Source organism: Stenotrophomonas sp. YJH_SMC_105-26, from assembly GCF_059368915.1.
On the sequence record NZ_JCAFSD010000004.1, the window covers coordinates 259,517 to 281,146 of the forward strand.

The 21,630-nt window shown below is 67.9% G+C and carries 16 protein-coding genes; 8 read left to right on the plus strand and 8 right to left on the minus strand.

The genetic code is table 11. The annotated features are described in order from the left end of the window. Positions 1-105: 105 nt before the first annotated feature. The 3 genes from AC5P7F_RS12770 to AC5P7F_RS12780 form a co-directional block, all read right to left on the minus strand. Positions 106-2,094 (minus strand): XVIPCD domain-containing protein, encoded by a 1,989-nt coding sequence (locus AC5P7F_RS12770; protein ID WP_164077221.1) that lies wholly within the window; start codon positions 2,092-2,094, stop codon positions 106-108. Between the two features lie 112 nt (positions 2,095-2,206). Continuing rightward, a complete protein-coding gene (locus tag AC5P7F_RS12775) occupies positions 2,207-2,977 on the minus strand; it encodes a hypothetical protein (protein WP_014645535.1) in 771 nt (256 codons plus the stop codon). Positions 2,978-3,353: 376 nt separating this feature from the next. Then, on the minus strand, positions 3,354-3,992 hold the full coding sequence (locus AC5P7F_RS12780; RefSeq protein ID WP_014035550.1) for a response regulator: 639 nt from the start codon (positions 3,990-3,992) through the stop codon (positions 3,354-3,356). 75 nt (positions 3,993-4,067) lie between these two features. Here AC5P7F_RS12780 and AC5P7F_RS12785 point away from each other — a divergent pair, with 75 nt between their 5' ends. Beyond that, the gene (locus AC5P7F_RS12785) at positions 4,068-7,667 is read left to right on the plus strand and encodes an ATP-binding protein (protein WP_099475995.1); all 3,600 of its coding nucleotides are present in this window, start codon (positions 4,068-4,070) and stop codon (positions 7,665-7,667) included. Here AC5P7F_RS12785 and AC5P7F_RS12790 read toward each other — a convergent pair. Beyond that, on the minus strand, positions 7,661-8,062 hold the full coding sequence (locus AC5P7F_RS12790) for a c-type cytochrome (protein ID WP_014645538.1): 402 nt from the start codon (positions 8,060-8,062) through the stop codon (positions 7,661-7,663). The genes AC5P7F_RS12785 and AC5P7F_RS12790 overlap by 7 nt on opposite strands. Positions 8,063-8,127: 65 nt before the next feature. After that, complete coding sequence (locus AC5P7F_RS12795) at positions 8,128-9,804, minus strand: 4Fe-4S dicluster domain-containing protein (protein WP_164077222.1); 1,677 nt, start codon at positions 9,802-9,804, stop codon at positions 8,128-8,130. A 257-nt stretch (positions 9,805-10,061) separates the two neighbouring features. Here AC5P7F_RS12795 and AC5P7F_RS12800 point away from each other — a divergent pair, with 257 nt between their 5' ends. Next, positions 10,062-11,225: an acyl-CoA dehydrogenase family protein gene (locus AC5P7F_RS12800; RefSeq protein WP_164077223.1), complete on the plus strand. Its 1,164-nt coding sequence runs from the start codon at positions 10,062-10,064 to the stop codon at positions 11,223-11,225. Positions 11,226-11,428: 203 nt separating this feature from the next. On the opposite strand, the gene AC5P7F_RS12805 is transcribed toward AC5P7F_RS12800, so the two are convergent. Further along, positions 11,429-11,908, minus strand: coding sequence for a tRNA (cytidine(34)-2'-O)-methyltransferase (locus AC5P7F_RS12805; RefSeq protein ID WP_049441773.1), 480 nt, complete (start codon positions 11,906-11,908; stop codon positions 11,429-11,431). A 69-nt stretch (positions 11,909-11,977) separates the two neighbouring features. After that, positions 11,978-12,454, minus strand: coding sequence for an XAC0231 family protein (locus AC5P7F_RS12810; RefSeq protein ID WP_197602812.1), 477 nt, complete (start codon positions 12,452-12,454; stop codon positions 11,978-11,980). Positions 12,455-12,870: 416 nt separating this feature from the next. On the opposite strand from AC5P7F_RS12810, the gene AC5P7F_RS12815 reads away from it, so the two are divergent. From AC5P7F_RS12815 to AC5P7F_RS12830, 4 genes are all read left to right on the plus strand, one after another. Then, positions 12,871-15,720: a M16 family metallopeptidase gene (locus tag AC5P7F_RS12815; protein WP_495205416.1), complete on the plus strand. Its 2,850-nt coding sequence runs from the start codon at positions 12,871-12,873 to the stop codon at positions 15,718-15,720. 152 nt (positions 15,721-15,872) lie between these two features. Next, positions 15,873-16,190, plus strand: a complete 318-nt coding sequence (locus AC5P7F_RS12820; RefSeq protein WP_005407628.1) for a DUF4156 domain-containing protein — start codon at positions 15,873-15,875, stop codon at positions 16,188-16,190. Between the two features lie 103 nt (positions 16,191-16,293). Beyond that, positions 16,294-17,310: a 3-oxoacyl-ACP synthase III gene (locus AC5P7F_RS12825; protein ID WP_014035559.1), complete on the plus strand. Its 1,017-nt coding sequence runs from the start codon at positions 16,294-16,296 to the stop codon at positions 17,308-17,310. A 140-nt stretch (positions 17,311-17,450) separates the two neighbouring features. Then, positions 17,451-18,341 carry an alpha/beta fold hydrolase gene (locus AC5P7F_RS12830; protein WP_164077225.1) on the plus strand — a complete coding sequence of 297 codons (891 nt, stop codon included), beginning with the start codon at positions 17,451-17,453 and terminating at the stop codon, positions 18,339-18,341. Between the two features lie 68 nt (positions 18,342-18,409). On the opposite strand, the gene AC5P7F_RS12835 is transcribed toward AC5P7F_RS12830, so the two are convergent. After that, on the minus strand, positions 18,410-18,841 hold the full coding sequence (locus AC5P7F_RS12835) for a YkgJ family cysteine cluster protein (protein ID WP_029380125.1): 432 nt from the start codon (positions 18,839-18,841) through the stop codon (positions 18,410-18,412). Between the two features lie 104 nt (positions 18,842-18,945). Between AC5P7F_RS12835 and oleC the strand changes: the two genes are divergently transcribed. Together oleC and oleD are read left to right on the plus strand one after the other, a co-directional pair. Further along, positions 18,946-20,604, plus strand: a complete 1,659-nt coding sequence (oleC, locus tag AC5P7F_RS12840) for an olefin beta-lactone synthetase (RefSeq protein WP_164077226.1) — start codon at positions 18,946-18,948, stop codon at positions 20,602-20,604. Further along, a complete protein-coding gene (gene oleD, locus AC5P7F_RS12845) occupies positions 20,601-21,593 on the plus strand; it encodes a 2-alkyl-3-oxoalkanoate reductase (RefSeq protein ID WP_014645546.1) in 993 nt (330 codons plus the stop codon). Before oleC ends, oleD begins: the two co-directional genes overlap by 4 nt. The last annotated feature ends 37 nt before the right edge of the window (positions 21,594-21,630 follow it).

Consider the following 21,630-nt stretch of genomic DNA (forward strand, 5'->3'; position numbering starts at 1 on the left):
AGGCGGCATGAAGCAAGGCTGAAAGTGGCTTTTACCGCTCAGCTGGCAGAAAGGGAAAGGGCCGCGCATGGCGCGGCCCCTCCCGGTCTGCAAGGCGCTGCGGGCTCAGACGCCCATGGCCTTCTGCGCCTGGCGGGTCTGTTCCTGCTGCGCGTCCTGCTGCTGGTGCAGCACGTTCGGCGCGCCCTGCACCGCGCCGCTGCTGAGCGCCATGCTCTGCTCGCTGGCGGTGCGGGTTTCCACCGCAACGCGGCTGGCCGCCGGGTCACCGACCGTGCCCTGCACGGCGAACAGGCGCTCACCGTTCGGGCTGGGCACCACCGCGTCGATGCGCTGCAGGCCGGCGGCATGCGCCTCCCTGGTCAGGGCCGCTGCGGCGCTTTCCAGCGCGTGGCGGTCCTTGAAGGTGCCCGCCGGCATCCGCTCCAGGCCTTCGGTGGCCTGCAGGTACATCGGATTGCGCGGGTGCCGCTCGTCGTTCAGCAGCGGGCGCTCGCGGGCCTCCTTGATCGCATCCAGCGTCTTTGCACCGACGATGCCGTCGGCAACCAGCCCGTTGTCCTTCTGCAGCTGGCGTACCGCCGCTTCGGTATTGCGCCCGAAGCGGCCGTCCTCGGCCAGCGGCTTGCCGTCGGCCCCGGCATAGCCGAGGTGGCCCAGCTGCTCCTGCACCTTGCGCACGCCCTCGCTGTGCGCGCCCGGCTTGTACAGCTCGGCGTGCGGGGCGGCAGCGGCCTTGTGTTCGGCCGCAGGCTTGCCCTGGGTCTGCTCATGCGATTGGGTGCGGCTTTCCAGCAGGTCGCGCGCCTTGGACAACGGGTCCGACGCGAACAGCTTCCAGTGCGGGTGGTCCTTCACCTGCTTGAGGTAATCCTCCACCGGCATGGTGTGCACGCCCTTGCTGCCGGTGGACTGGCTGATCAGCAGCTTGTCGGTATTCGGGTCGCGCACCACCATCACGATGTGGTCGATGCCATTCCAGTGCTCGTGGCGGGTCCTGGCCGTATCCAGGCCGATGACCATGCCTTCCTTCAGCGCACCGGGCTTGAGGATGGCGTCGCGCTCGAGCAGCACGCCGGACTGTTCGACGGCCTTGTGCACGATGCCGCCGGAACCGAGGTTGCCCAGGTCGATGCGGTCGGCCTTGCTGAAGACAGCGTGCCCGGCCTTCTGGTTGATCTCGTCCATGGTCCGGTTCTGCAGGGTGCCGACCCAGCCGGAGCAATCGATGTAGCCCTGGTCCACGTTCTTGCCGGTCTTGCCCGGCACGTACAGCGCATGGCCCGGGATGTTGATGGCGTACTTCACATCGTCGTACTTCACGCCAGCGTCGTACGCGGCGTGCAGTTCGATGCCCGGCTTCGGCGCAGCAGGAGCCGTTGCGGTCGCCGCCAGCGTGGCCGCAACGGCGCCCACTGCGGCGGTCTGCGCAGGTGTGCCTGGAGCCTGGGCCTGGCCCGGTGCCACGGTCTGCGGCGTGATGTGCTTTTCCGGGATGCTGATCGCTGCGTACTTGTGGATGTAGTAGCTGGAGAAGGTCCGCGCCAGGTCGCCGTCGTTCATGCCACGCATTTCGGCCAGGGTGTGGCCGGTCAGCGCCTTGGCATCGGACCCGATCTGGTTGAGCACGTTGCGGCGCATGTTGATCTCTTCGCCATGGCCGTTGCGGACCACGCCGAAGGTGCCGGTGGCGATCGCGGTCTGCACCGAGCCATAGCCGGCGCTGCCCTGCTGGTGGGCCAGGTACAGGTCCAGGCCGGTCGGCGTGTCGCCGCCGGACAGGTACGGGTGGCCGGTGCGCTCATTGCGGCGCGCCATCGAGCCCAGGTTGTCCTGGTACATCTGCGCGGCGGCCTCGGTGTTGCGGGTCGGATCGAACTCGTGGCCGGTCAGGTGGTACTGGCGCGCCGAACCGGGCACGAACTGGAACAGGCCCTTGGCCCCGGTCGACGTGTTGTGGGCGCGTTCGTTGAACGTGCCGCCGGTCTCGATGTGCGCGAAGCGCATGAAGTCATCGACCGGAATGCCCTTCTGCCGGGCGACCTGCTCGACGATGTCCAGGACTTCCTTTTTGCTGTAGTCATGCTGTGCCATGACGTTTTCCTCGGGGTTGATGGAGCGGCCGATGCCGCGAATCGCCAACCGGACTCATCCGTGAGTCAAGAACATGTCGGTCAACAGGTAACCCGCCTGCGGCGGATGGAAATCAGGGCGCGATGTACTGCTGGGCCTTGCTGTCGAAGCGGTAGTGCACGGTGTCGCCGGCACCCAGCGCGCGGGTCTTGCCCGGGGCTTCGATGGTGGTGCCCTTGAAGGTCACGGTCAGCTGCGGCAGGCCGTTGCCATCGGCCACGAAGGCCAGTTCGCCATCGCTGTCGGTGCACGGCATCACGTTGCCGTCGTCGCAGGCCGCGCTGTTGTCTTCGCCGGTGCGCACCGAGCCGACGTAGCGCCAGACCTTGCTGTCCAGGTCGTCCTCGCTGCGCTTGGGGTTGAACAGCAGCAGGGCGTAGCCGCTGCTGCTGATGCCGCGGTCGAAGCTGCTGGTCGGCACCGCCAGCAGCAGGCGGCCGTCGGCGGTGCGGTGTTCGATCGGCTTGCGCCGGGTATCGACGTCGTCGGCCTTGTCGTAGGCGCCGAGCGCACCGATGGTCCATTCCTGGCCGCGGAACTTCCACGGCTTCTTCGCGTCGCCGCCGGCCAGCACGAAGGTGGCCTCGGCCAGATTGGCGCGGTCGTCGGGGCCGGCCGGCTGCTGTTCGCCCGGCTTGCCGTAATGCTCGCGGGTATCCCAGGAAAAGCCGGTGTAGTAGGTGGTGCCGTCCAAGGTGAAGCGGTGGCCGAACCAGAAGGTCGCCACGCTGCCGTTCTGGACCTCATAGGACGTCGCACCGTCGCCATCCACCTGGTAGATGAAATACATCACGGTCGGCGCGTCGGGCGGGGTGACGGCGGCATCGGGAGAGGGGTTCTGCATCGGGGCAACATCCTGTCGGGGCGCTTTGGCAGCCTGCGCAGGCGCAGGCTGGGAGGACGAGGGGGCCGGATCGGCGGCGCTGCAGGCGGCAGCGGAAAGAGAGACGAGCAGGCATGCCGCGAATGCGCGCAGGGGCCGCAACGGCAGGGTCCAACGTAGCTCGGGGGGGGACTGCATGCGCCTCTCCATGGTCAGCGTTGCCGGGCCAGACGGCCGGCAGGAAGCCGCATCCCATCCACCACGGACGGGAGCGAGGACATGAGCCGGTCGATTCCTTCGACCTCGCATTGAGAACTCATGCCCGTCCATCTTGGCACAGATCCGCAGACCGTCAAAGAGGGGGTGCGGCAGCCGGGTCTGTGATGTGAAGTGCGTCTCAGATCTTGCCGTCACGCAGGTAGTCGAACAATTCGGCGTCGCCCTTCAACCCCAGCTTGAGCATGGCGTCGCCCTTCTGCCGGCTGATGGTGCTGACGCTCTTGTGCAGCTGCAGCGAAATCTCCTTCACCGTCATGCCGGTGCCGAGCAGTCGCAGCACCTCCACTTCGCGTGGTGACAACGGCTTGCCGTCGCCCTCGCGCATGCGCCAGCTGCCGGCCGCGTCCACCCGCTCGCGCAGGCTGCGGCTGATGTAGGGCTGGCCGCGGTACACCGACTGGATGGCCTGCGGCAGCTCGTCCATTGACGAACTCTTGTCGACCAGACCGAGCACGCCACTGTCGAGCACCATGCGCAGGATCGCCAGGTTGCTGGAGACGCTGAGCATCAGCACCGGCAGGTCCGGATGCCGGCGGCGGATCATGCCGATCATGGCGAAGCCATCGGCCTGCGGGCTGCCCGGCATGGAGTAGTCGGTGACCAGCAGGTCACAGGGCTGGTTGGCGAGCAGGGTCATCAGCGCCTGCGCGCTGTCGGCCTCGCCGACCACGCGGCCCACGCCGCTCGACTCGATGACGGCGCGGGTACCGATGCGGACCACCGGGTGATCGTCTGCGATGATGATGCGCAAGCTCATGCTCTAGTATGGCCATCGGGCACGCCGGGCCGCGACCATCGCGGTCCCTGGCAGGATTCTAGGAGATCGACGCAGATGCGTAGGTGGGCTGTTCGCGGGCTGCTCCTGCTGCTGGCGGTGCTGGCCCTGCCCGTGGCCCAGGCACAGCCGGCCCCTGGGCTGCTGCCGCTCAGCCCGTTGCAGCGCGAATACCTGGTGGCGCATCCGACCATCGTTGTCGGGCAGTATGACAGCGGTTGGCCGCCCTTCGAGTCCCTCCGTGACGGCCAGCAGGTCGGTCTGGGACCGGACTACCTGTCGCATCTTGCACGCCAGCTCGGCATGAAGGTCGAGGCGCGCCGCTATCCGGACTGGACATCCGTGCTGGATGCGGCATGTCGTGGCGAGATCGACGTGGTGATGAATGTCGGCCTCAGTGCCGACCGCACCCGCTGCATGGTCTATACCGCGGCCTACAGCGAAGCGCCGCTGGCCCTGGTGGGTCGGCCGGACGACCTGCGTGCCTCCGACATGCCCGACCTGGAGGGTCTGCGGGTGGTGATCGAGCAGGATTTCCTGACCGGTCCGCAGGTGCGCGCCCGATTCCCGCGTGCCCGCCAGCTTGTCGTAAACGACACGTTGAGCGCATTGCAGATGGTCAGAGACGACAAGGCCGACGTCTACATCGGCAATGCCTTTGTCGCCACCGAGCTGATTGCCAGCCGGCGCCTGCAGGGCGTGGCGCTGTTGCGGCCCAGCGACCTGCCCCCTGAACGGCTGCACTTCGGCATTCCCAACAGCAAGCAACCCCTGGCTGAAGCCCTGGACCTGGCGCTGGCGGCCACCAGCCAGGCCCAGCGTGATGCCCTCGCACAACGATGGCTGCCACCGCCGCACTGGTCGGCATCGGCGCAGCTGGCGCTGAGCCAGGCCGAGAAGCGCGTGCTGGAGCAGCCGTTGAAGATCGGTTTCGCCCCGAATGCCGCGCCACTGTCGTTCACCGGCGAGGATGGCCGGCCCAGCGGGCTGGCCAGCGAATACCTGCAGCGCCTGATGCAGGCCGGTGCCAACCTGCAGGTCGAGGACAGCCACGACTGGTACGAGGTGCGCGAGAAGGCCCGCCGCGGTGAGCTGCAGGCGGTGATGGGCATTCCTGTCGATTCACGGTACCTGGGCCCGGACTGGGTGTTCAGCCAGCCCTTCATCAGCGTGCCGAACGTGATTGTGGTCAGGAGCGATGGCGAGTCGCTGCTGGGCCTGGCAGACCTGCAGGGCAAGCGCGTGCTGCTGTCCGACCCGGAGCGTGTGCGCGGCTACGTGCTGCAGCAGGCACCGCAGGCGCGGATCATCGCTGCACGCAGCGCCGAACAGTCGCTGCAGCGCCTGCTCGCTGGCGACGCCGATGCGTACATCGGCAACCTTGCCGTGGTCGATCACCTGCTGCGCAGCCGTTTCCCGGGGCGGCTGCAGGTGGCGGCACCGGCCGGCTTCAACGACCAGCTGGTGCTGGCTGTGGACCGCCGCCACGCGGCACTGGCTACCACCTTCGATCGCCTGCTGCTGCAGATGACCCCACGCAAGCGCGAGGCCCTGCGCAATGCCTGGCTGGGGGTGGAGTACCGCAACGGTGTCGACTGGAACAAGGTGCTGCGGTGGGGCGTGCCGGTGCTGCTGGTGCTGCTGACCGCGCTGCTGGTGCATGGCGTCGGCCATTGGCGGCTGCGCCGCGAGGTGGCAGGACGTCGCCAGCTGGAGCAGCGTCTGGCCGAGGTGACCGACAACCTGCCTGCAGTGGTCTATCAGGCGCGTCGCGACGCCGATGGCGCGCTCAGCTTCCCGTTCATCGCCGGTGACCTGCCTGCGTTGTTCGGCATTACACGGCAGCAGGCCGAACAGGATGCGAGGGTGTTGCTGGAACGCATCGAGGAAGAGGACCGCGCGCACATCCTGCACTCCATCGAGCAGGCCGCGCGCCAGTTCGCCCCATTGATCCTGGAGTTCCGCCTGCGCAGCGATGGGGAGGGCGTGCGCTGGGTGCGCAGCCAGGCCCACCCCTATGCCGCCGAAGAGGGCGCGGTGATCTGGAGCGGTTACTGGGTGGACGTGAGCGAAGCGCGGATGCAGGCCGATGCCCTGGCGGCGGCGAAGGCGGACGCCGAGCAGGCCGCCGAGGCCAAATCGCGCTTCCTGGCCACGATGAGCCATGAGATCCGCACGCCGATGAGTGGCGTGCTGGGGATGCTGGAGGTGCTGGCGCACTCACCGCTGGACAGCGAACAGCAGCGCATCCTCGGCGTTATCGAGGATTCGGCCCAGATGCTGCGGCAGATCCTCGATGACATCCTCGATTACTCGCGGCTGGAAGCAGGGGCGTTGCGCCTGGAGCCGGTGCCGCAACCGCTGCGGCCCCTGCTGGAGAGCGTGTGCCGCCTGCTGTCGGCCCAGGCCAGCGCACGTGGCCTAGCGCTGCACGTGCAGATCGATCCCGAGCTGGCGCCGGCCCACGAAGTGGACGGCGTGCGGCTGCGCCAGATCGTGTTCAACCTGCTCAGCAATGCCATCAAGTTCACCGCACAGGGCGAGGTGCGCCTGCAGCTGGAGGTGCTGGGGCCGACCAGCGAAGACGGCGTGCAACCGCTGTGCCTGAGCGTCACCGACACCGGCATCGGCATCGCACCGGAACAACTGCAGCACCTGTTCGCGCCCTTTACGCAGGCCGGTGCCTACATCCAGCGTGACCACGGCGGCACTGGCCTGGGCTTGAGCATCTGCCAGCGACTGGTGCAGATGATGCAGGGCGAATTGACCCTGCACAGCACGCTGGGCGAAGGAACCCGCGCCGAAGTGCGGGTATCGCTGGTGGAGGCCGGCAGCGAGGACGCGGCGGCACTGCTGGCCGAGCAGGACCAGACCGCGCTGCTGCCCGCCGCGCTGCGTCAGGCACGGGTGCTGGTGATCGAGGACCACCCGACCAACCAGGCGATGATGGCGTGGCGGCTGCAGCAGCTGGGCGTGCCCCATGTGCTGCTGGGCGATGGCCAGCAGGCGCTGGATCGCCTGTCGTCGGAGAGCTTCGACCTGGTGATCACCGACTGCCGCATGCCGGTGCTCGATGGATTTGGCTTCACCCGCCTGCTGCGCGAACGCGAGGGCCGTACCGGCCAGCCGCGGCTGACGGTGCTGGCGCTGACCGCCAGCGTGCTGGACGACGATGCGCGCCGCTGCCGCGAGGCCGGCATGGACGAGGTACTGGCCAAGCCGCTGTCGCTGGCCACGCTGCGTGCGGCGCTGCTGCGCTGGCTGCCGCAGGCCCAGGGCCAGTCGTTCGAGGTGCCGGTGCCGGAGGTTGCCGCCGACGACGGTGAAGCATTGCCTGATCTGGCCACCCTGCAGCAGCGCTTCGGCTCGCGCGTGGTGGCCGAGCAGCTGCGCGACAGCCTGTTGCAGGCCAGCGAGGGTGACCTGGCCGCCGTGCAGCGCGCCGTGCAGGCTGGCGACCGCCAGGCTGCGGCGCTGCACCTGCATCGCCAGGCCGGCGGGCTCGGGGCGATCGGGGCCACGGCACTGGCCCAGCAGGCCAATGCCCTGGTCGAGCGCCTGCAGGATGCGGCAGAGGCCGATACGGCGCCGTTGTTCGCCACCGTAACGACGTTCGTGGCGCGGCTGCAGCAACAGCTGCAGCGCCTGGCTCACTGAGCCGACTGCTGCTGCAGGTAGGCGATCACCAGGGCGCGGCGTTCTGCGCTGGGGAAGGCGTTGTACATGCGGGTGCCCGGCACCAGGTGCGTGGGTGACTGCAGGAAGGTATCCAGCGTCTGTGCGGTCCAGGTGATGTCGGCGCGGCGCATGCCGTCGGAATACCCATAGTCGGGCAGGCTGCCGGCGCGGCGGCCGATCACGCCGTGCAGGTTGGGTCCGAAGCGGTGGATGCCACCGGGCTGCACGGTGTGGCAGCCGGCACACAGTTCGAACGCGCGCTGCATGGCCTGCTGCCGGGCCTGTTCGGGCGTGGCCGGCACCGCGGGCGGGCGCTGGCAGGCCGTGGCAAGCAGGGCCACGGCAACGGCGGTGAGCAGGCGGCAGGCACGCATGGGTGGGCAGGATAGCGGTGCGGTGGAGCGGTCGGGCTGCGACACACGGTCGCAGCCCGGGGCGATCACATGCCCGAGTAGTTCGGGCCGCCGCCGCCCTGCGGGGTCACCCAGACGATGTTCTGGGTCGGATCCTTGATGTCGCAGGTCTTGCAGTGCACGCAGTTCTGCGCGTTGATCTGCAGGCGCGCGTTGTCGGCTTCGCCAACGAACTCGTACACACCGGCCGGGCAATAGCGGGCTTCCGGGCCTGCGTACTCGGCCAGGTTCACCTTCACCGGAATGCTGGGGTCCTTCAGCGTCAGGTGGCTGGGCTGGTTCTCGTCGTGGTTGGTGCTGCTCAGGAACACCGAGCTGAGGCGGTCGAAGGTCAGCACCCCATCCGGCTTCGGGTAGGCGATGCGGGTGTGCTTGGCGGCCGGTTCCAGGCAGGCATGATCCGGCTGCGTGCGGTGCAGGGTCCACGGCGGGTTGCGCACGCCCAGCTTCGGCAGCAGCCACTGCTCGACGCCGGTCATCAGCGTGGCCACGGTCTGGCCCTTCTTGAACCACTGCTTGAAGTTCTTGGCCTGCTGCAGTTCGGTGAACAGCCAGCTGGCTTCGAACGCCTTCGGGTAGGCGCTCAGTTCATCGTGCTGGCGGTCGGCGGCCAGCGCGTCGAACGCGGCGTCGGCGCACAGCATGCCGGTCTTGATCGCGGCATGGCTGCCCTTGATGCGGCTGGCGTTGAGGTAGCCGGCCTCGCAGCCGACCAGTGCACCGCCCGGGAACACCGTCTTCGGCAGCGACAGCAGGCCACCGGCGGTGATCGCACGCGCGCCGTAACCGATGCGGGTACCGCCTTCCAGATGCTTGCGGATGGACGGATGGGTCTTGAAGCGCTGGAACTCTTCGAATGGGCTCAGCCACGGGTTCCTGTAGTCCAGGCCTACCACGTAGCCGATGGCGACCTTGCCGCCGTCGGCGTGGTACAAGAACGCGCCGCCGTAGGTGTCGCTGTCCAGCGGCCAGCCGGCGGCGTGAACCACCAGACCCGGCTCATGCCGGGACGGGTCGATCTGCCACAGCTCCTTGATGCCGATGCCGTAGGCCTGCGGGTCCTTGCCTTCGTCCAGCGTGTAACGCGCGATCAACTGGCGGCCGAGATGGCCGCGCGCGCCTTCGGCGAAGATCGTGTATTTCGCCTGCAGCGCCATGCCGCGCTCGAACGCCGGGCCGATGCTGCCATCCTTCTCGATACCCATGTCGCCGGTGGCCACGCCGATCACTTCACCGTTGTCGCCGTACAGCACCTCGGCTGCGGCGAAGCCGGGGAAGATCGCCACTTCCAGCGCCTCGGCCTGCTGCGCCAGCCAGCGGGTCACTTCGCCCAGGCTGATGATGTAGTTGCCTTCGTTGTGGAAGCACTCCGGCAGCAGCGCGTTGGGCGTGCTGCGCGCGCCGGTTTCGCGGAGGAACAGGAATTCGTCACGGGTGACCTTCTGCTTCAGCGGTGCGCCGCGCTCGGCCCAGTCCGGGAACAGCTCGGTCAGCGCGCGCGGATCCATCACCGCACCAGACAGAACGTGCGCGCCTGGTTCGGACCCCTTCTCCAGCACGCACACCGACAACTCGCGGCCGGCTTCGATCGCGCGCTGGCGCAGGCGGATCGCGGTGGCCAGGCCGGCAGGGCCGGCGCCGACGATCACCACGTCGAATTCCATTACTTCACGCGGGGGCAGGGCGTTGGCTTCAGCGCTCATCGATTGCATGACTCGTGGGTAGGGCCGGCATCGGGGCCACCGGCGGTGCCTGGGAATCGCGCGTGCAGCCACGAGCGAAACGGTTGTTTGAATGTGTCAGGGTACCGGGCCGCGCGTGATCGAGCTAGATCGCCGATGTTCACGTCACGATTGCTGCGGTGCAGCGTAAGGCTGCGGCCCGGGTGGGTGCCGACCCTGGTCGGCACGCTCTGCCCGGATGACCGACAATGGCCGGGTCCTGACTGCGCGTGAGTGCCATGGCTTTGCATCCGTACGATCTGTTCGATGTCCGTTCCCTGCTCAATGAGGAAGAGCGCGCGGTGCAGGAGAGCGTCGCCCGCTTCACCAACGAGCGCGTGCTGCCGATCATCGGTGATGCCTTCGACCAGGCCCGTTTCCCCTCTGAACTGGTGCCGGAGATCGCCTCGCTGGGCCTGCTGGGCGCCACCCTGCCGGCCGAATACGGCGGCGGTGATCTGGGTGCGGTCAGCTATGGCTTGATCTGCCAGGAGCTGGAGCGCGGCGATTCGGGCCTGCGCAGCTTCGTCTCGGTGCAGAGCTCGCTGTGCATGTACCCGATCTACGCTTACGGCAGCGAAGAACAGCGCCAACAGTGGCTGCCGGCGATGGCACGCGGCGAACTGATCGGCTGTTTCGGCCTGACCGAGGCGCACGGCGGTTCCGACCCGGCCAGCATGAAGACCCGCGCGGTGCGCGACGGCAGCGACTGGCGCATCAGCGGCAGCAAGATGTGGATCACCAGCGGCCCGGTGGCCGACCTGGCCATCGTCTGGGCGCAGACCGAGGACGGCATCCAGGGCTTCGTGCTGGAGAAGGGCATGGCCGGCTTCACCACGCAGGAGATCAAGCACAAGATGAGCCTGCGGGCATCGCTGACCGGTGCGCTGTTCTTCGATGACGTGCGCGTGCCCGACAGCCATCGCCTGCCGAACGTGAAGGGCCTGAAGGGGCCGCTGGGCTGCCTGACCCAGGCCCGTTACGGCATCAGCTGGGGCCCGATCGGTGCCGCCATCGCCTGCCTGGATGAAGCGCTGGGCTATGCCAAGGAGCGCGTGCTGTTCGGCCGCCCGCTGGCGGCCACCCAGAGCGCGCAGATCAAGCTGGCCGAAATGGCCCGCCGCATCACCACCGCGCAGCTGCTGGCGCTGCAGCTGGGCCGCCTGAAGGAAGCCGGGGAGCTGCAGCCGCAGCAGGTCAGCCTGGCCAAGTGGAACAACTGCCGCATGGCCATCGACATCGCCCGCGAATGTCGCGATCTGCTGGGTGGGGCCGGCATCACCACCGAACACGTGGCGATCCGGCATGCACTGAACCTGGAATCGGTGATCACCTATGAAGGCACCGAGACCGTGCACCAGCTGGTGATCGGCCGCGAACTGACCGGCATCAACGCGTTCTGAAACCTGGTTCCGGTGGGTGCCAACCTTGGTTGGCACATCTTTCCAGAAGTTTCTGCAGCCGCCTTGACCTGTCTTTGGTAGGTGCCAACCTTGGTTGGCACACTCCTTCGGCACGCGACCGGGGAACAGTGCGGACCAAGGTCCGCACCCACCAGAAGCAGGTCACACCCACCAGCAGCGATCCACAGCCACCCCGGAGCGGTTTACGCGCCGCCGGCAAACCCGTGCTGCCGCCACGCCTCGTACATCACCACGGCAACGGTGTTGGAAAGATTGAGGCTGCGGTTGCCCGGCCGCATCGGCAGGCGCAGGCGGCGTCCATCCGGCAATGCATCGAGCACGTCCTGCGGCAGGCCGCGGCTTTCCGGGCCGAACAGGAAGGCATCGCCATCTTCGAACGCCACGCTGTCATAGCGGACGCTGGCACGCGTACTGAGGGCGAACAACCGCTTCGGTGCGATCCGCGCCAGCGCGGTGTCCAGGTCGGGGTGCACCTGCAGGCGCGAGTACTCGTGGTAGTCCAGGCCGGCGCGCTTGAGCTGCTTGTCTTCCAGTGCGAAGCCGAGCGGCTCGACCAGGTGCAGCTGCGCGCCGGTGTTGGCGCAGAGCCGGATCACATTGCCCGTGTTGGGCGGGATTTCCGGTTGGAACAGGATTACGTGGAACGGGGGCGCGGCATTCATCGGCGCAGTGTACCTGCGACGGCGGCCGCCTCTACGGCGCACGCCCTGCGCTGGGCAGGGCGGCACCGCTTACGGGCGCAGCAGGACCTGGGCGGTTTCGGTGGCCAGGGCCTGCAGGTCTGCAGCGCTCGGACGCACCTGCAGGGCCGGCAGGTTGACGATCACCTGGTTGGCGACGCTGGTGGCAGCGGCAGCCAGGGTGGCGGCGTAGCGCTGGGCTTCCAGTTCGGCGGCCAGGGCGACGCGCTGTTCCAGGCTCGGGCGCACTTCCACCGAGGCCAGGGTGGTGATCGGCATCGCGGCGGCGACCGGGGCGGCGACGTAGCCGTTGCGCTCGGCCAGCTGGTCGGCGCTCGGGCGCACTTCCACGGTGGCCAGGGTCGGGATGCCGCTGGCCTGTTCCCAGGCCTGCTGGGCCAGCTGGTCGGCGCTCGGGCGCACTTCCACGGTGGCCAGGGTCTTGATGGATTCGGAGGCCTGCACCGACGAAACAACCGCGGTGCCGGCGATCAGGGCGATGGCGATGGCAATGGTCTTGGCGTTCATGACGGGGCCTATTTAGTGTTGGTGATCAGTGGTGTGGTAGTAAGGTAGTACACCAATTCTGGGGATGCAAGAAGAATTTTCGATTTCCTGCATTTGTTCAGTCTTCAGTCAGCTTGCGTCTGAAGCCCTTCCTGGCGCAGGAAGTGCCAAGCAATCCCCGTGCCAACTTTTATTCATTGATTTACAAGGGTTTTTTATCAATCGAAAAGTGTCCGGTGGGCGGACACCTGTCCATTCGATGTGCCGCGGACACTGTCCGGACGCCTTCAGCCGGCACATGTGACGGTTCACGCCCCCCGGCTGGGGCCGGGCCGGATGGCCTTCAGGGCAAACACCCCCAGTGACTGGCGACCGATTCCTGCCGTTGCCTGCGCAGGCTAGGATCGGGGTTCACCTATGTGACCAAGGATCCGGATATGTCTCTCGCCCTTCGCCCGCGCGCCGCATTGCTGGCCGTCGCCCTCAGCACCGCCCTGGGCACGCTTGCGCCCACCTCCGCGCTTGCCGCCAAGCCGGCGGCACCGGCCAAGGTCGATATCCCGTACGATCAGTTCACCCTGCCCAACGGCCTGCGCGTGATCGTGCATACCGATCGCAAGGCGCCGATCGTCGCGGTCAACGTCTGGTACCACGTGGGCAGCAAGGATGAACCGGCCGGCCGCACCGGCTTCGCGCACCTGTTCGAGCACCTGATGTTCCAGGGCAGCGAGAACCACGACGGCGAATTCTTCGAACCGTTCAAGCAGGTCGGTGCCACCGGCCAGAACGGCACCACCAACACCGACCGCACCAACTACTTCGAGAACGTGCCGACCACCGCGCTGGACATGGCGCTGTGGATGGAGTCGGACCGCATGGGCCATCTGGTCGGTGCGATCGACCAGGCTGCGCTGGACGAGCAGCGCGGCGTGGTGCAGAACGAGAAGCGCCAGGGCGAGAACCAGCCCTACGGCCAGGCCTGGGACCAGATCAACAAGGCGCTGTATCCGGTTGGCCACCCGTACCACCACGGCGTGATCGGCTCGATGAACGATCTCAACGCGGCCTCGCTGGATGACGTGAAGACCTGGTTCCGTACCTGGTATGGCCCCAACAACGCGGTGCTGGTGCTGGCCGGCGACATCGATCTGGCCACCGCCAAGGAGAAGGTCGCCAGGTACTTCGGCAGCATCCCCGCTGGCCCGACCATGGCGCAGCCGGCGGTGAACGTGGCCAAGCGCAGTGCCGATACCCGCGAGACGATGACCGACAAGGTGCCGCAGGCGCGCATCTACCGCGCCTGGAACGTGCCGCAGGTCGGCACCGCCGACATCGACCAGTTGCAGCTGTTCTCCGAAGTGCTGGGCGGCGCCAAGTCCTCACGCCTGAGCCAGCGCCTGCAGCACCAGGACAAGCTGGTGGACAGCATCGGCTCGGGCCTGTCGACGTCGCAGCTGGGCTCCAACTTCGTGATCGTGGCGACCGTCAAGCAGGGCCAGGACCCGGCCAAGGTCGAGAAGATCATCGACGAGGAACTGGACCGCCTGATCAAGCAGGGCCCGACCGCGGCCGAGCTGGAGCGCGCCAAGACCGGCGCCCGTGCCGGCTTCATCCGTGGCATCGAGCGCATCGGTGGCTTCGGCGGCAAGGCCGATGCGCTGGCCGAGTGCGCGGTGTTCACCGGCGACCCGGGTTGCTTCCGCACCTCGCTGGCCAACATCGAGAAGGCCAGTGCCGCCGATCTGAGCCGCCTGGGCGCACAGTGGCTGGACAAGGGCAGCCACACCCTGGTGATCGCACCGGGTGAGCGCGTGGCGCTGAAGGAAGAACCGAGCCAGATGCCGAAGCCGTTCACCGTGCCGGCGGTGGACCCGAAGTACAGCACCCTGCCGGAACAGGTGGACCGCAAGGCCGGCGTGCCGCAGACCCGCGAGTTCCCGCAGCTGAAGTTCCCGGCACTGCAGCGCGCCACGCTGAAGAACGGCACCCAGGTGATCCTGGCCGAACGCCACGAGATTCCGGTGGTGCAGTTCAGCTACCAGTTCCCGGGCGGCTTCAGCGCCGACCAGGGCCGCAAGCCCGGCACCGCCAACTTCACCATGAGCCTGATGACCGAAGGCGCCGGCAAGCTCGGTTCGCTGGCCTTCGCCGACGCCGCCGACGCACTGGGCGCCAGCCTGGATGCCTCGGCCGGCCTGGACTCGATGAGCGTGGACCTGTCGGCGCTGAAGGAAAACCTGGCACCGTCGCTGGCGCTGTACCGCGACCTGCTGCGCGAACCGCGTTTCGAGCAGGGCGAGATCGACCGGGTCAAGGCGACCTGGATCGCCGGCATCCAGCAGGAGAAGGTGAACCCGGGTGCGGTGGCCATGCGCGTGCTGCCGCCGCTGCTGTACGGCAAGGGCCACCCGTACGCCATCCCGTTCACCGGCAGCGGCGACGAGGCGGCGATCAACGGCCTCACCCGCGAAGATCTGGTTGATTTCCACCACGACTGGCTGCGCCCGCAGAATGGCACCCTGATCGTGGTCGGTGACACCACCCTGACCGAGATCGTGCCGCTGCTGGACAAGCAGCTGGGTGACTGGAAGGCGACCGGCGAGGCGCCGCAGGTGAAGGCGGCCACCGATGTCGCGCTGCCGAAGGGCCCGCGCGTGTTCCTGATCGACCAGCCGGGTGCGGTGCAGGCCAACCTGTTCGCCGGCCAGGTGGTGGCGCCGTCCAGCGCCGCCAGTTCGACCCGCTTCGACATTGCCAACGGCGTGATCGGCGGCGACTTCACCTCGCGCCTGAACATGAACCTGCGCGAGGACAAGCACTGGTCGTACGGCGCGCGCAGCAGCGCGACCAGTTCGGTGGGCCAGCGCCCGTGGATGGCCAGTGCGCCGGTGCAGATCGACAAGACCGGCCCGGCACTGGCGGAAATGCGCAAGGAGATCGCCGCATTCGCCGACGGCAGCAAGCCGGCCACCGCTGCCGAAGTCAACCGCATCCGCAACATCCAGACCCTCAGCCTGCCCGGTGCCTACGAGACCGCCAGTGCCGTGGCCGCGACCATCGGTTCGATCGTGCAGTTCAAGCGCCCGGACGACTATGTGCTGCGTCGCAAGGCCGAGATCGAAGCGATGACCCCGGCGCAGGTGCAGCAGGCCGCTGCCGAGATCAAGCCGCAGGCCCTGACCTGGGTGGTGGTGGGCGATCTCAAGCAGACCGAAGCGGCCGCGCGCGCGCTGAACCTGGGCGAGGTGACGGTGATCGACGCCGAGGGCAACCCGGTCAAGAAATAAGGCACGACCCGGCCCGCCTGTGGCGGGCCGGCTCCCCCGGTAGTGCCGGCCGCTGGCCGGCAAACCCTTAAGGGGGCTCTGACCCCGGCCCCGGCTACCCCCGATTCAGGCTGTTCAGGCAGAATCGCCCCATACCCTTCCAGGATCTGCCCATGCGCGTTCTGCTGCTTTCCTCTCTGCTGCTCACCGTCACTGCCTGTACCTGGGTGCCGATCGAACCGGCCGGCAAGGCGACCCGCGTGTTGCCGGCAGGTCCGGTTCCGGCCGGCTGCATCGCCAAGGGCGAGGTGGTGGTCACCGTGAAGAGCAAGGTCGGCTTCTACAACCGCAACCCGCTGCGCGTGCAGGAAGAGCTGGAAACCCTGGCCCGCAACGAGGCCCCGAGTGCTGGCGCCAACGCCGTACAGGCCGCCGCCGCGCCCGCCGATGGCAGCCAGCGGTTCGCCGCGTTCCAGTGCCCGCCGCGCTGAACGCTTCACCATACGGCCAAGCCTGAATTCGTAAAGATGCGGTGAAGGCCCCGGGGGTTATAGAATAGCGCCCCCTTTTGCCTGAGCCTTGGCGCTAACCTCGATGCTCTTCAAGAATGTCTCGATCGCCGGCCTGGCACACGTTGATGCGCCGCATACGCTGACGACCAAGGAAATCAACGAGCGGCTGCAGCCGACGTTGGATCGCCTCGGTATCCGCACCGACGTGCTCGGCGATATCGCCGGGATCCATGCCCGCCGCCTGTGGGACAACGGCGTGCTGGCGTCCGATGCCGCCACCATGGCCGGCCGCAAGGCGCTGGAAGACGCAGGCATCGATGCGACGCAGGTCGGCCTGCTGGTCAACACCTCGGTCAGCCGCGACTACCTGGAGCCGTCCACCGCCTCGATCGTGTCGGGCAACCTCGGCGTCAGCGACGAGTGCATGACCTTCGACGTCGCCAATGCCTGCCTGGCCTTCATCAACGGCATGGATATCGCGGCGCGCATGATCGAGCGTGGCGACATCGACTACGCGCTGGTGGTGGATGGCGAGACCGCCAACCTTGTGTACGAGAAGACCCTGGAGCGCATGACCGCCCCGGACGTCACCGCCGACGACTTCCGCAACGAGCTGGCCGCCCTGACCACCGGTTCGGGCGCCGCCGCGATGGTGATGGCGCGCTCGGAACTGGTGCCGGATGCACCCCGCTACAAGGGTGGCGTGACCCGTTCGGCCACCGAGTGGAACCAGCTGTGCCTGGGCAATCTGGACCGCATGGTCACCGATACCCGCCTGCTGCTGATCGAAGGCATCAAGCTGGCCCAGAAGACCTTCACCGCCGCGAAGATCGCCTTGGGCTGGGCCGTGGAAGAGCTGGACCAGTTCGTGATCCACCAGGTCAGCCAGCCGCACACCGCTGCGTTCATCAAGAACTTCGGCATCGACCCGAAGAAGGTCATGACCATCTTCGGCGAGCACGGCAACATCGGCCCGGCCTCGGTGCCGATCGTGCTGAGCAAGCTCAAGCAGCTGGGCAAGCTGAAGAAGGGCGATCGCATCGCGCTTCTGGGCATCGGCTCGGGCCTGAACTGCTCGATGGCCGAAGTGGTCTGGTAAGCAGCCCGCTGCCCGACCTCCTGTAGAGCCGAGCCATGCTCGGCTCACGCGCGCAGCGCGGCTCTTCCGCAGCGGACCGGAGAGCAGCCGAGCATCGGCTCGGCTCCACATTGCGCCGCGACTCTCCCTAGGTGCTCCGCATGCGCGATCTTCCCGGTTACTCCGCCCACCCGCAGCGCTTCGAGGTTCGCCCCGGCCTGTCGATGAACTATCTCGACGAAGGCCCGCGCGATGGCGAAGTGGTGGTGATGGTGCATGGCAACCCGTCGTGGAGCTACTACTGGCGCACGCTGGTGGCCGGCCTGTCGGACACATACCGCTGCATCGTGCCGGACCACATCGGCATGGGCCTGTCGGACAAGCCCGATGACAGCCGCTACGAGTACACGCTGCAGTCGCGCGTTGATGACCTCGATGCGCTGCTCAAGCATTTGGGCATCACCGGCCCGGTGACCCTGGCGGTGCACGACTGGGGCGGCATGATCGGTTTCGGCTGGGCGCTGTCGCACCACGACCAGGTCAAGCGCCTGGTGGTGCTCAACACCGCTGCGTTCCCGATGCCGGCGGCGAAGAAGATGCCGTGGCAGATCGCGCTGGGCCGCCACTGGAAGATCGGCGAGTGGATCATCCGCAGCTTCAACGCGTTCTCGTCCGGTGCCTCGTGGCTGGGCGTGGAGCGGAAGATGCCGGCCGACGTGCGCCGCGCCTACGTGTCGCCGTACAACAGCTGGGCCAACCGCATCAGCACCATCCGTTTCATGCAGGACATCCCGCTGTCGCCGGCCGACAAGGCCTGGTCGCTGCTGGAGCGGGCCGGCAAGGCGCTGCCGTCGTTCGCCGACCGACCGGCCTTCCTCGGCTGGGGCCTGCGCGACTTCGTGTTCGACCACCACTTCCTGAAGGGCTTCCAGGCCGCGTTGCCGCAGGCCCAGGTGCATGCCTTCGAGGACGCCGGGCACTACGTGCTGGAAGACAAGCACGAAGTGCTGGTGCCGGAGATCCGCGCTTTTCTGGACAAGAACCCGATCTGATCGGTGTGCCGACCAACGGTCGGCACACCCGAAGGGTTCATGAGGTTGCCGGCCAGCGGCCGGCACTACTACGCCGCGACCGGTGCCTGCGGCGGTGAGGACGGGCTGTTGCCGTTGTCGTCCGGGTGATCGTCGTCATTATCGGCATCATCGCGCCAGCGCCAGTCGGCCAGCGTCAGCGGGTCCAGGCCATAGGCGATGCGTGCCTTGTCGCACTGCGGGCTGGCCTTGCCGTACTCCCACGATGCATCCACCTCACGGCACACGCTGGGCCGGTTGGGGTGGATGGTGCAGCGTGAGTACACGCCGATCTGCGCGTCCAGCGCCACGCAGCGCACCGGCTTGGAGTGGGTGCCGCGCATGCACAGGCGGTGCGGGTCCAGCACCTCGGTCAGCTGGTGCGGCACGCCGCCGGGGGTGACCTCGTCCGATTCCATCCAGTGGAAGGCCACGCGGTATTGGGTGCAGCAGGCGCCGCAGGTCATGCAGGGATGTTGCATGGGCAAGCCGCCTCGGGCGGCAGTCGGAATCAGGAACGAGGGTGCGGATTTTCCACGAAGTGGGCCGCCGCGCAAGAAATTCCGTAAGCGGCGACAATGAACGGATGAACCGACCCTGCAACATTGCCGCGCGCCTGCCTGAACTGGCGCGTGAACGCCCTGACCAGATCGCCATCCGCTGCCCGGGCCGCCGGGGCGCCGGCAACGGCATGGCCGCCTACGATGTCACCCTGGATTACCGCCAGTTGGACGCCCGCAGTGATGCCATGGCCGCCGGCCTGGCCGGCTATGGGATCGGCCGTGGAGTGCGCACGGTGGTAATGGTGCGGCCGTCGCCGGAGTTCTTCCTGCTGATGTTCGCGTTGTTCAAGCTGGGCGCGGTGCCGGTGCTGGTCGATCCGGGCATCGACAAGCGCGCGCTGAAACAGTGCCTGGACGAGGCGCAGCCGCAGGCCTTCATCGGCATTCCGTTGGCGCACGTGGCGCGGCTGGCGCTGCGCTGGGCGCCGTCGGCGACCCGCCTGGTCACCGTTGGCCGCCGCCTCGGCTGGGGCGGTACCAGCCTGGCTGCGCTGGAGCGCGCCGGCGCCAAGGGCGGGGCGATGCTGGCCGACACCGATGGCGAGGACATGGCGGCGATCCTGTTCACCAGCGGCTCCACCGGTGTGCCCAAGGGCGTGGTCTACCGCCACCGCCACTTCGTGGGCCAGATCCAGCTGCTGGGCAGCGCGTTCGGCATGGAAGCGGGCGGCGTGGACCTGCCGACCTTCCCGCCCTTTGCCTTGTTCGACCCGGCGCTGGGCCTGACCTCGGTGATCCCGGACATGGACCCGACCCGGCCGGCGCAGGCCGATCCGGCACGCCTGCACGATGCCATCCAGCGCTTCGGCGTGACCCAGCTGTTCGGCTCGCCGGCATTGATGCGGGTGCTGGCCCGGCATGGCCGGCCGTTGCCGACGGTGACCCGGGTGACCTCGGCCGGTGCGCCGGTGCCGCCGGACGTGGTCGCCACCATCCGCAGCCTGCTGCCCGCCGATGCGCAGTTCTGGACCCCGTACGGCGCCACCGAGTGCCTGCCGGTGGCGGTGGTCGAGGGGCGTGAGCTGGAGCGTACCCGCGCGGCCACCGAGGCCGGCGCCGGCACCTGCGTGGGCAGCGTGGTGGCCCCCAACGAGGTGCGCATCATCGCCATCGACGACGCCCCGCTGGCCGACTGGTCGCAGGCGCGCGTGCTGGCGGTTGGCGAAGTGGGAGAAATCACGGTGGCTGGCCCGACCGCCACCGACAGCTACTTCAACCGCCCGCAGGCCACGGCCGCCGCGAAGATCCGCGAGACGCTGGCCGATGGCAGCACCCGCATCGTCCATCGCATGGGTGACGTGGGCTACTTCGATGCGCAGGGCCGGCTGTGGTTCTGCGGGCGCAAGACCCATCGCGTGGAAACCGCACAAGGGCCGCTGTACACCGAACAGGTCGAGCCGGTGTTCAATACCGTGCCCGGCGTGGCACGCACGGCACTGGTCGGCGTTGGCCCGGCGGGTGCGCAGGTACCGGTGCTGTGCGTGGAACTGCAGCGTGGCCAGAGCGACAGCCCGGCGCTGCAGGAAGCGCTGCGTGCGCATGCCGCAGCGCGCACGCCTGAGGCCGGCGTGCAGCACTTCCTGGTGCATCCCGCGTTCCCCGTCGATATCCGTCACAACGCCAAGATCGGCCGCGAGAAGCTCGCCGTCTGGGCCAGCGCCGAACTGGAGAAGCGCGCATGAAGATCCTGGTCACCGGTGGTGGTGGTTTCCTTGGCCAGGCGCTGTGCCGCGGGCTGGTCGAACGTGGCCACCAGGTGCTGGCGTTCAACCGCAGCCACTACCCGGAACTGCAGGCCATGGGCGTGGGCCAGATCCGCGGCGATCTGGCCGATGCGCAGGCAGTGCTGCACGCGGTGGCCGGCGTCGATGCGGTGTTCCACAACGGCGCCAAGGCCGGCGCCTGGGGCAGCTATGACAGCTACCACCAGGCCAACGTGGTCGGCACCGACAATGTCATTGCGGCATGCCGCGCGCACGGCATCAACCGGCTGGTCTACACCTCAACGCCCAGCGTGACCCACCGCGCCACGCATCCGGTGGAAGGCCTGGGGGCTGACGAGGTGCCGTACGGCGAGGACTTCCAGGCACCGTATGCGGCGACCAAGGCGATCGCCGAACAGCGCGTGCTGGCCGCCAACGATGTATCGCTGGCGACGGTGGCACTGCGCCCGCGCCTGATCTGGGGCCCGGGTGACCAGCAGCTGGTGCCACGCCTGGCCGAGCGTGCACGTCAGGGCCGCCTGCGCTTGGTCGGCGACGGCAACAACAAGGTCGATACCACCTACATCGACAACGCCGCGCTCGCGCATTTCCTCGCTTTCGAGGCATTGGCGCCGGGTGCCGCGTGTGCGGGCAAGGCCTACTTCATTTCCAACGGCGAACCGCTGCCCATGCGCGAACTGGTCAACCGGCTGCTGGCCGCTGTTGGCGCGCCGACGGTGGACAAGGCGATCAGTTTCAAGACCGCCTATCGCATCGGCGCGGTCTGCGAACGGCTGTGGCCGCTGCTGCGCCTGCGTGGCGAGCCGCCGCTCACCCGCTTCCTGGCCGAGCAGCTGTGCACGCCGCACTGGTACAGCATGGAGCCGGCCCGCCGCGATTTCGGCTATGTGCCGCAGGTCAGCATCGAAGAAGGGCTGCGCAGGCTGAAGGCTTCATCTGCTGCATAGATCGCCGTCACTGGTTGCACACCGCAGGATCGGGAGG